Below are 12717 nucleotides of genomic sequence, written 5' to 3'. Positions count from 1 at the left end.
TGTCTCCCTGGGTCAGCAGCAACCCGACTTCGGGTCGCAGCAGCCACCGGCCGCACCGATCTTGATACGCGGCTTCTCCTCGGTCGTCAGCACGATGCCGAGCTTCTGCACCAACTGTTGGCGCGACGGGTACATGCCGGTGGATACGATGTGTCCGTCCACCGCCAGGATGGGCAGCCGGTCCATGCCGGCCTCCATCTCCTTCACCACCGCGGGATTGGCGGCGAAGGCCTGGGGCTCCTGCCCGAGGTTGTGGCGGCTCACCGTCACGCCGTGCGCCTCCACCCACTTCAGATCGGCCGCAAACTGGGCCAGCACCGGGTCCACGTCCACACCGCACACGCCGGTCGAGCAGCACATGGCCGGGTCGAACACTTCAAGCTTTTTCATGAGAGTCTCCTCGGAAAATCCAGGATCAAGCACCCGATGCATGCAGGGGTGCGTTTGTGGGCAGAGGTGGGTGAACTCCGCGAGTCCGCAGATCGCGGCAGGAACGGCCTCACGTCTGACCGGAGAGAAGCCGAGATTGGCAAAAAAAACGCCGGCTTCTTCATCGTTTGGAATCAGGTAGAGGGCCTTCAAATGCAGGTGATGGGCGTGAGAAAGACAGGTGCCCACCAACTCCTCGCCGAGACCCGTTCGGCGCAGCTTGGGCTGCACGGTGACCGAGCGCAGCAGTGCAAAGTCACCCGCCACCTCCAATCCCGCCACACCGACAATGCGCCCCTCGTCGGTTGTGACATAGAAGCTCTCGAGGCTTTGGGGCGTCAGGTCGCCGGCTGGCAGGGCACTATCGGTCAGCAGGCGACATACCGCCTCGAAGTCTTCCGAAGAGGCTCGCCTGATGCGGGATTCACGCATGTTCATACCAGTCCTTTGATGCATTGACGACCTTTACCACCAGCAACATCACCGGCACCTCGATCAGTACCCCCACCACCGTGGCGAGAGCGGCGCCCGACTCGAAGCCGAACAGGCTGATGGCGGCGGCCACGGCCAGTTCGAAGAAGTTGGACGCGCCGATCAGGGCCGACGGACAGGCCACGGCGTGCTTCTCGCCCACCCGGCGGTTGAGCCAGTAGGCCAGGGCCGAGTTGAAGAACACCTGGATCAGGATGGGCACCGCCAGCAGGGCGATGACCAGCGGCTGTTCCAGAATGGCCTTGCCCTGGAAGGCGAAGAGCAGCACCAGCGTGGCCAGCAGGGCCGAGATGGACCAGGGGCCAATGCGTTCCATTGCGGCGTCGAAGGCGGCCTGCCCACGGCCCATCAGGGCCCTGCGCCACAGCTGGGCCAGGGCTACCGGGATGACGATGTAGAGCAGCACCGAGGTGAACAGGGTGTCCCAGGGCACGACGATGGCCGACATACCCAGCAGCAGGCCCACCAGGGGGGCAAAGGCAAACACCATGATGGCGTCGTTGAGGGCGACCTGGGACAGGGTGAACAGCGGATCACCCCCGGTCAGCCGGCTCCACACGAACACCATGGCCGTACACGGTGCGGCGGCCAGCAGGATGAGCCCGGCCACATAGCTGTCGATCTGGTCCGCCGGCAGCAGGGGGGCAAACAGGGTACGCACGAACAGCCAGGCCAGAAAGGCCATCGAGAAGGGCTTGACCAGCCAGTTGACGAAGAGCGTCACGCCGATGCCGCGCACGTGCTGCCGCACTTCATGCAGGGCCGCAAAATCCACTTTCACCAGCATGGGGATGATCATCACCCAGATCAACAGGCCCACCGGCAGATTGACCTGGGCGACTTCCATCCGGCCGATGACCTGGAACGCCCCGGGTGCCAGCTGGCCCAGCGCGATACCCGCGATGATGCACAGGAGGACCCACAGGCTCAGGTAGCGCTCGAAGACGCTCATGGGGGCGCTGGCAGCCACCTTGGCGGTCACTTCACATTGAACAGCGGACATGATGACGCCTCCCTACAGCCCAAGGGCTTCGCGGACGGCCGGCACCAGGCGGGCGCGGATGTCGTCGCGCACGGCAAGGAAGCTGTCCAACGGCTCGCCGTGGGGGTCGTGAAAGCCCACGTGGATGCGCGTCACCGGGCGCGGGAAGATCGGGCAGCTTTCCCTCGCGTTATCGCAGACGCTGACCACCAGGTCGATGTCCTGGTCCATGACGTCGTCGACCGTTTTGGGGTACAGCCCGGCGGTGGGCAGGCCGGCGAGCTTGAGGGCCTCGATGGCGCCGTCGGCCACCTTGGGCTGGGGCGCGGTGCCGGCCGAGATGCCGCGCACGAGCCCGGCCAGCTCGTGGTTGAGGATGGCTTCGCCCATCTGGGAGCGGCAGGAGTTGCCGGTGCACAGCACCAGTACGGTCTTGAGTTGAGACATGCTCTGTTTCTCGCTAAAGCAGGGTCGTTCGCTCTTGTTGCGCAGTTCGCCGATGGCCGTCAGCTCACTCCGCAGGGTTCGTGATGAGCTTCTCGGTCGCTGCGGCACCCGTCGCGAGTTCGCGGCGCTTCGCCGTGGTGTCGCAGGTCGCCGTTTTGGGCAGGCAGGCTTTGCCGTGGCAGCAGTTGCGGGTCAGGAAGGCAATCAGCTCGTCCATGGTTGGATACTCGGCGGAGTAACGGATGAAGCGACCTTCCTTCTGGCCACGGATCAGCCCGACCCGGCTCAGGTGGGCAAGGTGGAAAGACAGGGTCGTCGAAGGCAGACCCAGTTGCTCTCCGATCACACTGGCAATGACTCCGTCCGGGCCGGCCTCCACCAGCAGGCGGAAGATGCTCAGTCGGGACTCATGGCCCAGGGCGGCGAGAAGCTCAGCGGCGTTTAGCGTTTCCATATTTCAATAATAATTGAAATATGGAAGCAAATCGATATAGATTTTCTGATCTGCAAGGGGTGATCCAGCCGGATCGCGGACACCTGCTCCCGGCACGTTGTGCATGCAGCAGGCCGATGCATTCAAGCGGGACAGAATCCCCGGACTGGCCTCCTAGCGCCACACCCCTGGCCGCGGCGTATAGCTGTCCAGCACCCGGATGTAGGACGGCCGGGCCAGGGCGGCGGGGTCGGGGAGCCGGGCCTGGCTCATGCTGCCCTTGAGCTGGGCGACGGAGCTGTACTCACGCTCGATCATCCATTCGCGCATGCCCTGCAGGATCGCCGTGAGGCGCGCCGGGCCGTGCTCCAACAGGCAGGAGGCGAGGTGCACCACGTCGGCCCCGGCGAGCAGCAGCTTGAGCGCCTCCGCATGGCTGTGCACGCCGCCGGTGGCGGCAAGGCTCATGCTGGTGTAGCCGCGCAGGATGGCGATCCAGCGGATGCGCAGCAGGGCCTCCTCGGGGGTGGACAGATGCAGGCGGTCGTCCAGGCCGAGGTTTTCCAGATCGATGTCGGGCTGGTAGAAGCGGTTGAACAAGGCCACCCCGGCGGCGCCGGCGGCCTCCAGGCGCTTGACGAAATGGGGCAGCGACGAGAAGAAGGGCGACAGCTTCATCACCACCGGGATGTCCACCACCCGGCGCAGCTCGGTGAGCAGGGCCAGGTAGCGGGCCTCCACCGCCTCGCCGCTCTCCAGCGGGTCGGCGGCCACGTGGTAGACGTTGAGTTCCAGCGCACAGGCGCCGGCCTGCTGCACTTCCCGCCCCAGGTCCACCCAGCCGGCGGGCGTCACCCCGTTGAGGCTGGCGATCACCGGGATGCCAAGCCGTGCGCGGGCGCGCTGCAGGTGCTCCAGGTAGCGCTCCAGGGCGCCACGGTAGGCCCCGTGGTCGGGCAGGAAGCCGGCGGCCTCGCCGTCGTGGACGTCCGAGTGGATCAGGAAACGCTCGGTCATCGCGTCTTCGGCGATCAGCTCTTCCTCGTAGAGGGAGTGCAGCACCACGGCCGAGGCACCGGCCTCTTCCAGGCGCAGCAGGGAATCCAGATCCTTCGACAGGGGTGTGGATGAGGGCACCAGCGGGTTCTTGAGGCGCAGGCCGAGGTAGTCGGTGGACAGGTCGATCATGGCGGGCTACTCCTGTTTCGGGCTGGCGGGCACCGCGGCGCGGGCCTGGTAGTCGCGGAAGCGCCGGTCGGCCCCTTCCTGGGCGGCGGTGGCAAGGCGGGCGGCGGCTTCCGGATGACTGCGGGCCAGCATGGCGAAGCGCGTCTCGCTGTCCATGAACTGGCGGATCGGCAGGCTCGGCGGAGCCGAATCCAGGCGGAAGGGGTTGGCCCCCCCCGCGGCCTGGCGCGGGTCGTGGCGCAGCAGCGGCCAGTGCCCGGTCTTCACCGCCAGCTCCTGCTGGCGCTGGTTGTAGAGCATGTCCACGCCGTGGGCGATGCACGGGCTGTAGGCGATGATCAGCGACGGGCCCGGATGCGCCTCGGCTTCGTGGAAGACCTTGAGGGTATGCACGTCCTTGGCACCGTAGGCCACGGTGGCCACATACACGTGGCCGTAGTCGGCCGCCAGGCGGGCCAGGTCCTTCTTGGCGGTGGCCTTGCCGCCGGCCGAGAACTTGGCCACCGCGCCCAGCGGCGTGGCCTTGGAAGTCTGGCCGCCCGTGTTGGAATACACCTCGGTGTCCAGCACCAGGATATTCACGTCGTGGTCCAGGGCCAGCACGTGGTCGAGGCCGCCGTAGCCGATGTCGTAGGCCCAGCCGTCACCGCCGATGATCCACACCGAGCGGCGGATCAGCCATTCGGCGAGGGCCTCCAGCTCGGCGGCGCGGGGGTGCTCGCTGATCGCCAGCATGTCGCGCAGCAGGGCCACCCGTTCGCGCTGGGCACGAATCCCCGTCTCCTGACGCTGGTCGGCCTCCACCAGGGCCTGGGCCAGGTCGCTACCGACCTCGCCGGCCAGCTCGCGCACCAAGCCTTGGGCCTGGCTCATCAGCTGGTCCGACGCCAGGCGCATGCCCAGGCCGAACTCGGCGTTGTCCTCGAACAGGGAATTCGACCAGGCCGGCCCGCGCCCTGCCCCATTCACGGTGTAAGGCGTGCTCGGCAGGTTGGCGCCGTAGATCGACGAGCAGCCGGTGGCATTGGCCACCAGCATGCGATCGCCGAAGAGCTGAGTGGCGAGGCGGATGTAGGGCGTTTCGCCGCAGCCGGCACAGGCGCCGGAGAACTCGAAGAGCGGGTCGAGCAGCATCGCGCCGGGCAGGGTGCCCTGCTTGAGCAGGCTGCGGTCGAACTCAGGCAGTTGCAGGAAGAAGGCGAAGTTGTCCCGCTCGGCGTCGCGCAGCGGGCCCACCGGCGCCATGTTCACCGCCCGCCGCGACAGGTTGGACTTGTCGTGGATCGGGCAGGCTTCGACGCAGTCGCCGCAGCCGGTGCAGTCCTCGGGCGCCACCTGGTAGCTGATGCGGGTGCCGGCCGGATAGTCCTTGCTCTTCGCCGCCACGTGCTTGAAGGTCGGCGGCGCAGCCCCGGCCACTGCGGCGTCGAAGGCCCGCGCGCGGATCGCCGCATGGGGGCAGACGAACACGCACTTGCCGCACTGGGTGCACAGGTCGGCCTCCCACACCGGGATCTCCAGGGCGATGTTGCGTTTCTCGAAGCGGGCGGTGCCGGTGACAAAACTACCGTCCGGCGGCATCGCCGACACCGGCAGGCGGTCGCCTTCGCCACGGAACACCGGCAGGGTGAAGTCGCGCACGAAGTCCGGCACGGCGGCCTCCACGGCAGCGGCCGCAGCCGGGCCGGCATCATCGAAGAGACCGGGGATTTCCAGCTCCTGCAGGCTGGCCAGGGTCAGGTCGATGGCCTTGTGGTTCAGGTCCGCGAGGCGCTTGCTCTTCTTGCCGTAGGTCTTGTCCACCGCCTGCTTGATCGCGGCCAGGGCCTCGTCCCGCGGCAGGATGCCGGAGATGGCGAAGAAGCAGGTCTGCATGATGGTGTTGATGCGCCGCCCCATGCCGGCGCTGGCCGCCACCGCGTAGGCATCGATGACCCACAGGCGCAGCCCCCGCGACAGGATGCCGGCACGCATCCCGAAGGGCAGGCTGGCCCACACCTCCCCGGCCGGCTGCGGCGTGTTGAGCAGGAAGACGCCGCCCGGCGCGGCATGGGCCAGCAGGTCGTAGCGCTCGGTGAACACCGTCTGGTGGCAGGCCACGAAGCCGGCCATCCCCTCCTCCACCAGGTAGGCGGAGCGGATGCTGTCCGGCCCGAAACGCAGGTGGGAGACCGTCACCGCACCAGACTTCTTCGAGTCGTAGACGAAATAGCCCTGGGCCTGCAGGGCGGTGGATTCGCCGACGATCTTGATCGAGTTCTTGTTCGCCGACACCGTGCCATCCGCCCCCAGCCCCCAGAACACCGCATGCTGCAGGCGGCGCGAGGCATCGGTGCGGAAATGGCTGTCCCATTCCAGCGACAGGTGGGTCACGTCGTCGTGGATGCCCACCGTGAAGCGGCGCCGCGGAGCAGCGGCGGCCAGCTCGTCGAACACCGCCTTGACCATGCCCGGGGTGAACTCCTTGCTGGCCAGGCCGAAGCGGCCGCCGATCACCCGCGGCAGCGGGCGCAGGCCATCGGCGGCGGCCTCGGCCAGGGTCGCCAGCACGTCCTTGTAGAGCGGCTCGCCGTCGGCGCCGGGCTCCTTGCAGCGGTCGAGCACCGCCACGCCGCGGACGCTGGCCGGCAGGGCCTGCAGCAGGGCCTCCCGCGGCCATGGGCGGAACAGGCGCAGCTTGAGCAGACCGACCTTCTCGCCGCGGCCCAGCAGGTGCTCGACGGTCTCCTCCACCGTGCCGGCGGCCGAGCCCATCACCACGATGACCCGCTCCGCGTCCGGCGCCCCCACGTAGTCGGCCAGCCGGTAATGGCGGCCGGTGAGCTCGCCGAAGCGGTCCATGGCCGCCTGCACATGGCCGGCAAAAGCATCGTGGAAGGGATTGGCCCGCTCGCGGCCCTGGAAGAACACGTCGGGGTTCTGGGCAGTACCGCGCAGCACCGGGTGCTCGGGCGACAGGGCGCGGCGGCGGTGGGCATCCACCAGGCGGTCGTCGATCATGGCCCGCACGGTGTCGGTCTCCACCGCCTCGATCTTGGCGACCTCGTGGGAAGTGCGGAAACCGTCGAAGAAATGGATCACCGGGATGCGTCCGGCCAGGGTCGCGGCCTGGGCGACCAGGGCCATGTCCTGGCTCTCCTGCACCGAATTGCTGGCCAGCAGCGCGCAGCCGGTGGCCCGGCAGGCCATCACGTCGGAATGGTCGCCGAAGATGGACAGGGCGTGGGTGGCCACCGCCCGCGCCGCCACGTGCAGCACGAAGGGCGTCAGCTCGCCGGCCATCTTGTAGAGGTTGGGGATGAACAGCAGCAGGCCCTGGCTGGCGGTGAAGCTGGTGCCCAGGGCGCCGGCGGTGAGGGCGCCGTGCAGGGCCCCGGCCGCGCCGGCCTCGGACTGCATCTCGATGATGTGCGGTACCGCACCCCACAGGTTGGGCTTGCCCTGGGCAGCCCATTCGTCAGCCCACTCGCCCATGCTGGACGAGGGGGTGATGGGGTAGATGGCGATCACCTCGGCACCGAGGTAGGCCATGCGGGCGGCGGCTTCGTTGCCGTCGAGGTTGAGGTAGCGAGGCATCGCGACTCCCTGCAGGAAGATTCTGTCTGCGTGGCCCGCCAGTCCCGCTTGTTGACACGGGTCGCTGCGGCGCAGCATCAGGCTGCATGGTAAGTCCGCCCTGCACATTCCTCCGTTGATCTGGCGCAAACCCACGCGCCATGGGCCTCCCGGGCCGGTCAGCGCCCGGGCAGCAGGGCCGGGTGGGCGGCGCCGCGGAAATCCTGTGGCGCCGGCTGCCCGCGGGCGGCGGCCTTGTCGCGGGCGGCCTGGTGCTGCATGTCGGCCTGAAAGAAGCTCACCGCCTTGCCGGCCGCACGGGCCGCCAGCAGTTCATCGCGGGCAATCTCTCCACCGCCGATGCCGACCAGGCTGTCGCTCACCCCCACCAGGGCCGCCGAAGTGGGCGCCAGCCCCCCCTCCGGGAGGCGCCCACCCCAGGTGGTGTCGGGAATGTAAAACACCCGGTCCACGCAGGGCGACAGGGGCACGGCTTCGTCCCGCGCCAGCGACGAGACAACGCCAAGGGTGACAAAACCGCGCCGGCGGGCCAGCGCATAGACCGCGCCGATCCCCTCGGCGGTGGCGCCGGCAGCGACCACCGTGCGGGCCGGGTCCACGCCGTCCAGCACCCGCCCGGCGATCGCCAGCATGGCTTCGGGATCCTCATAGCCGGCCCCCGAATAGCCGACAAAGCTCAGCACCTGGCGGCCCTGCTGCTGCACCCAGGCGCGCAATGCCGCCTCGCCCTCGTCGACTTGCGACGGGCTGGCCGCGCCGGCGGACAGGGGCATCACGCTGCACAGGGCCAGGCAAAAAGGGGGCAGGCAAAGGGGGCCGCAGCCGGGAAACAGGAAGAATGGGAAGGTCTTGCGCACGCTCGCTCTCCGGTACATTACGGCGGCATCTTAGCAAGGCCTGCCGTGGATTTCGGTATGCCCTGATTGACCCGCCGCCGACAGGCCCCTAGGCTCGAAGCCCGTTCCCGCAAAAAGCAGGCCCCGCCATGCCCGCCCCCAGCCGCAAGACCCTGCTGATCGTCCACCAATCCACCACCGGCGCCACCGAGCAGATGGCCAGCGCCGTGGCCGCGGCGGCCCGCGCCGGGGATGAGGTCGACGTGCGCCTGTTGCGCGCCACCGAAGCCAGCGCGGCAGACCTGCTGGCGGCCGACGGCTATGTGTTCGCCACCCCGGAAAACCTGGCCGCCATCGCCGGCCTGATGAAGGATTTCTTCGACCGCAGTTATTACGGCGCCCTCGACCAGATCAACGGCCGCCCCTATGCCGCGCTGGTCTGCGCCGGCAGCGACGGCAGCAACGCCGCCCGCCAGATCGCCCGCATCGCCACCGGCTGGCGCCTGCGCGAGATCGCACCGCCGCTCATTGTCTGTACCCACGCCCAGACCCCCGAAGCCATCCTGGCGCCCAAGGTGGTGACGCCGGATGAACTCGCCCGGGGCACGGAACTCGGCGCAGCCTTCGCCGCAGGGCTGGCGATGGGGGCTTTTTGAGCTCCGCCCCAGCCTTTTGAGGCCTTTTCAGCGCTCCTGGGCTGCTAGAACCCATAAAATTTCATACTCGGCCGAACCCACCCCGGCCAGCCGCGTCGAACCTGCTGAATAAACCTGACCGAATGCCTCCCTCATGCATCACAACGTTTCCCTGATCGCCCTCATCGCCGCCGGCTTCGGCCTTGCCATGGTCCTCGGCGTGATCGCCTCGCGCCTGCGCATGCCCCCGCTGGTGGGTTACCTGCTGGCCGGCGTGGCCATCGGCCCCGGCACTCCCGGCTTTGTCGCTGACGTGGCCCTGGCGGGCCAGCTGGCCGAGATAGGCGTCATGCTGCTGATGTTCGGGGTGGGGCTGCATTTCTCTCTGGGCGACCTGCTGGCCGTGCGCAAGATCGCGGTGCCCGGCGCCGTGGTGCAGATTACCGTGGCCACCCTGCTGGGTGCCGGCACCGCCGTGTGGTGGGGCTGGCCGCTGGGTGAGGCGGTGGTGTTCGGCCTGGCCCTGTCGGTGGCCAGCACGGTGGTGCTGCTGCGCGCCCTCGAGGCCAAGGGCCTGCTCGACTCCACCAACGGCCGCATCGCGGTGGGGTGGCTGGTGGTGGAAGACCTCGCCATGGTCCTCGTGCTGGTCCTGCTGCCCGCCCTTGCCCCCCTGATGGGCGGTGGCGATGCGCAGCCGGCGGCGGACTTCCAGGCGCTGGCCCTCACCATCGGCCTGACCCTGGCCAAGGTCTCGGCCTTCATCGCCCTGATGCTGGTGGTCGGGCGCCGGGCCTTTCCGCGCATCCTGTGGCTGGTGGCCCGCACCGGCTCGCGGGAGCTGTTCACCCTGTGCGTGATCTCCGCCGCGGTCGGCGTGGCCTATGCCTCGGCGGTGCTGTTCGACGTGTCCTTCGCGCTGGGGGCCTTCTTCGCCGGCATGATGATGCGCGAGTCGGAGTTCAGCCACCGCGCGGCGGAAGACTCCCTGCCCCTGCGTGACGCCTTTTCGGTGCTGTTCTTCGTCTCGGTGGGCATGCTCTTCGACCCCCGTGTGCTGATGGAGGAGCCCTTCAAGGTGGTGGCCGTGGTGGGCATCATCCTGGTCGGCAAGACGGTGGCGGCGATCGCCCTGGTGCTGGCCTTCCGCTACCCCCTCAACACCGCCCTGACGGTGGGCGCCAGCCTGGCCCAGATCGGCGAGTTCTCCTTCATCCTGGCCAGCCTGGGGATGGGGCTCGGCCTGATGAGCATGGAGGGGCAGAACCTGATCCTCGCCGGTGCGCTGATCTCCATCGCCCTCAATTCCGCCCTCTTCGCCACCATCGGCCCGGCCCAGGCCTGGGCCCGGGCCCGCTCCGCGTGGGCGCGCAAGCTGGACCTGCGGGACGACCCGCTGGCCGCCCTGCCGATGACCACCGACCGCAAGATCCTCTCCAACCAGGTCGTGCTGGTGGGCTATGGCCGGGTGGGCCGGCATGTGGCAGCGACCCTCGACCGGGAGCGCATCCACTACGTGGTGGCGGACAGCAACCGGGAAGTGGTGGAAGCCCTGCGCAAACGCGGCAAGGCCGCGGTGACCGGCGACGCCTCCGATCCGATCGTGCTGGTCCAGGCCCACATCACCAAGGCGGCCATGCTGGTGGTGACGATTCCCGATCCAGTGGCCTGCCGCAAGATGGTGGATATCGCGCGCAAGCTCAACCCCGACATCGCCACCGTGCTGCGCGCCGAATCCGAAGAAGGTGCGGTGCTGCTGCGCAAGGACAAACTCGGCGAGGTCTTCGTGGCCGAGCAGGAGCTCGCCTTCAGCATGGCCCGCTACGTGGAAAGCCAGATGCGGGTACCCGCCCACTAGCCGGCACACCTGCGGAGGTGCCCTCCCGGCACCGGCCAGCCCCTCAACCCGCCTTCACCTCGCTGCGGCATGACGCCGCAGCGCGTGCGGCTGCCTGCCGATTCCCCGGCAGCGCGGCACCATGCCACATTGTGGGCACCACCTATGCCCCTTGAGAATCCGCGGCGACCATTTCAGCCCGAGGATTTCTCATGCCCAAGCACTCCCAGCTCTTCCTTCTCACGACGCTCGCGTCGGCAATCCTGACTGCCTGCGGAGGCAGCGGCGGTGGCGGCAGCACCAAGACCAGCCTGTCCGGCACCGTGGCCGACGGCTACCTGAGGGGCGCCACGGTCTGCCTGGACATCAACGGCAACGCGGCCTGTGACACCGGCGAGCCCTCCGCCACCACCGGCGACGGCGGCAAGTACACCCTCTCCGACATCAACGCCGGCGACGACACGAAATACGCCGTGGTGGTCAACGTGCCGGCAGGCGCCGTCGACAGCGACAACCCGACCGGCAGCGTGGGCAAGGCCTACTTCCTGTCGAGCCCGGCCGGCAAGGGCGGCTTCATCAGCCCGGTGACGACCCTCATCCAGCAGAAGCTGGCCGCCGGCGCCAGCCTGGAGGCCGCCGAGAGCGCGGTCAAGGCGCTGCTTGGCATCACCGACACATCGGTCAGCCTGTTCTCCGACTACATCGCCGCCCAGGGCTCCGCCACTCAGACCGACGCCACCACGGCCGGCCGTTACGCCCGCGCCCACGAGGCCGGCAAGGTCGTCGCCGCGTCGCTGCAGGCCGGCTATGACAGCCTCAAGTCCGACAGCAACGCCAAAGCCGTGCAGAAGGTGCTGCTGGCCCAGGCTGAAGATGCCCTGACGGTGCAGAAGGCCACCTCCACCGACACGACCAGCCCGACCTTCTCCACCACTGGCGTGGTGGCCGCCGACAGCCCGAACACCCTGAAGAAGATCCTGGCCTACGAAAAGAATGGCTGGGCCAGCGCCACCCAATCGGTGAGCATCGACTTCGGCGTAGTCGCAGGCGGCCAGGCCGTCGGCTGCGGCCTGCCCCTCGCCGGCCTCGGCACCAAGGCCACCAGCGGCCAGGTCAAGGATCTGCGCTTCTACATCACCAACGTGCTGCTGATCGACGCCCAGGGCAACCAGGTGGCGCTGAAGCTGGACGACAACGCCAACCAGGCCCGCGACGTGGCCTTGATCGACTTCGAGGATGCCACCGGCAAGTGCCCGACCAGCACCGGCACGGCCACCACCTACACCACCCTCACCGGCAAGGTGGTGCCGGGCAACTACGTGGGCATTGCCATGACGCTCGGCGTGCCGGTCAAGTCGGCCGACGCCGACAAGGCCTCCCTCAACCACAGCGACACCACCGCCGCCACCACCCCGGCCCTGCTCACCAGCAGCGCCATGGCCTGGTCCTGGCAGTCCGGCCGCAAGTTCAGCAAGATCGAATTCGTACCGGACACCCCGATCACCCGCCCCACCGGGACCACCACCACCTGGAACGTGCACCTGGGCTCCACCGGCTGCAAGGGCGACCCCACCAAGGGCATAGTCACCGCGTGTACCAACCCGAACCGGATGGACTTCTCCTTTGCTGCCTTCAACGCCAGCACCCAGAAGATCGTCCTCGACCTCGCGGAGCTCTTCAAGAACTCCGACCTGTCCTACGACGGCGGCGGTGCAGCGGGCTGCATGTCCGGCACCACCGACCCGGAATGCCCGGGCATCTTCCAGGCCCTGCAGATCGACCTGGCCAGCGGCCTGCCGATCAACGGCGGCGCGGCACAGAAGGTCTTCGCCGTGAAGGCGAAGTAAGGACGACCGGAGAGA

The 12717-nt window shown here is 68.3% G+C and carries 10 protein-coding genes; 3 read left to right on the top strand and 7 right to left on the bottom strand.

Translation table 11 applies throughout. The features are described 5' to 3' along the window. Positions 1-12 precede the first annotated feature (12 nt). The 7 genes from arsD to HHL15_RS19665 form a co-directional block, all read right to left on the bottom strand. Positions 13-861, bottom strand: a complete 849-nt coding sequence (gene arsD / locus HHL15_RS19695) for an arsenite efflux transporter metallochaperone ArsD (protein WP_206198872.1) — start codon at positions 859-861, stop codon at positions 13-15. Continuing rightward, complete coding sequence (gene arsB, locus HHL15_RS19690; RefSeq protein ID WP_169147518.1) at positions 854-1924, bottom strand: ACR3 family arsenite efflux transporter; 1071 nt, start codon at positions 1922-1924, stop codon at positions 854-856. Before arsB ends, arsD begins: the two co-directional genes overlap by 8 nt. A gap of 12 nt (positions 1925-1936) precedes the next feature. Next, positions 1937-2350 carry an arsenate reductase ArsC gene (locus HHL15_RS19685; RefSeq protein ID WP_169147517.1) on the bottom strand — a complete coding sequence of 138 codons (414 nt, stop codon included), beginning with the start codon at positions 2348-2350 and terminating at the stop codon, positions 1937-1939. A gap of 64 nt (positions 2351-2414) precedes the next feature. Continuing rightward, a complete protein-coding gene (locus tag HHL15_RS19680; RefSeq protein ID WP_169147516.1) occupies positions 2415-2804 on the bottom strand; it encodes an ArsR/SmtB family transcription factor in 390 nt (129 codons plus the stop codon). 153 nt (positions 2805-2957) lie between these two features. Then, positions 2958-3971, bottom strand: coding sequence for a dihydroorotate dehydrogenase-like protein (locus HHL15_RS19675; RefSeq protein ID WP_169147515.1), 1014 nt, complete (start codon positions 3969-3971; stop codon positions 2958-2960). A 6-nt stretch (positions 3972-3977) separates the two neighbouring features. Next, the gene (gene nifJ / locus HHL15_RS19670; RefSeq protein WP_169147514.1) at positions 3978-7547 is read right to left on the bottom strand and encodes a pyruvate:ferredoxin (flavodoxin) oxidoreductase; all 3570 of its coding nucleotides are present in this window, start codon (positions 7545-7547) and stop codon (positions 3978-3980) included. A 158-nt stretch (positions 7548-7705) separates the two neighbouring features. Further along, the gene (locus HHL15_RS19665) at positions 7706-8404 is read right to left on the bottom strand and encodes a hypothetical protein (RefSeq protein WP_169147513.1); all 699 of its coding nucleotides are present in this window, start codon (positions 8402-8404) and stop codon (positions 7706-7708) included. A gap of 128 nt (positions 8405-8532) precedes the next feature. Between HHL15_RS19665 and HHL15_RS19660 the strand changes: the two genes are divergently transcribed. From HHL15_RS19660 to HHL15_RS19650, 3 genes are all read left to right on the top strand, one after another. Then, entirely contained in the window at positions 8533-9039 is a 507-nt protein-coding gene (locus HHL15_RS19660; protein ID WP_169147512.1) for an NAD(P)H-dependent oxidoreductase, read from the top strand. 133 nt (positions 9040-9172) lie between these two features. Beyond that, entirely contained in the window at positions 9173-10876 is a 1704-nt protein-coding gene (ybaL, locus tag HHL15_RS19655) for a YbaL family putative K(+) efflux transporter (protein WP_169147511.1), read from the top strand. A gap of 191 nt (positions 10877-11067) precedes the next feature. Beyond that, positions 11068-12702 carry an MbnP family copper-binding protein gene (locus HHL15_RS19650; RefSeq protein ID WP_169147510.1) on the top strand — a complete coding sequence of 545 codons (1635 nt, stop codon included), beginning with the start codon at positions 11068-11070 and terminating at the stop codon, positions 12700-12702. Positions 12703-12717: the final 15 nt, after the last annotated feature.

Source organism: Zoogloea dura (assembly GCF_012927165.1).
GTDB lineage: Bacteria > Pseudomonadota > Gammaproteobacteria > Burkholderiales > Rhodocyclaceae > Zoogloea > Zoogloea dura.
The sequence above is the reverse complement of the archived record's forward strand: the minus strand, read 5'-3'. Positions and strand labels throughout refer to the sequence as shown.

Bases quoted from the DNA above. Each gene is read 5' to 3' on its own strand.
- HHL15_RS19650 (WP_169147510.1), top strand. From the start codon at position 11,068: ATGCCCAAGCACTCCCAGCTCTTCCTTCTCACGACGCTCGCGTCGGCA.
- HHL15_RS19675 (WP_169147515.1), bottom strand. From the start codon at position 3,971: ATGATCGACCTGTCCACCGACTACCTCGGCCTGCGCCTCAAGAACCCG.
- HHL15_RS19660 (WP_169147512.1), top strand. From the start codon at position 8,533: ATGCCCGCCCCCAGCCGCAAGACCCTGCTGATCGTCCACCAATCCACC.
- arsD (WP_206198872.1), bottom strand. From the start codon at position 861: ATGCGTGAATCCCGCATCAGGCGAGCCTCTTCGGAAGACTTCGAGGCG.
- ybaL (WP_169147511.1), top strand. From the start codon at position 9,173: ATGCATCACAACGTTTCCCTGATCGCCCTCATCGCCGCCGGCTTCGGC.
- nifJ (WP_169147514.1), bottom strand. From the start codon at position 7,547: ATGCCTCGCTACCTCAACCTCGACGGCAACGAAGCCGCCGCCCGCATG.
- arsB (WP_169147518.1), bottom strand. From the start codon at position 1,924: ATGTCCGCTGTTCAATGTGAAGTGACCGCCAAGGTGGCTGCCAGCGCC.
- HHL15_RS19680 (WP_169147516.1), bottom strand. From the start codon at position 2,804: ATGGAAACGCTAAACGCCGCTGAGCTTCTCGCCGCCCTGGGCCATGAG.
- HHL15_RS19685 (WP_169147517.1), bottom strand. From the start codon at position 2,350: ATGTCTCAACTCAAGACCGTACTGGTGCTGTGCACCGGCAACTCCTGC.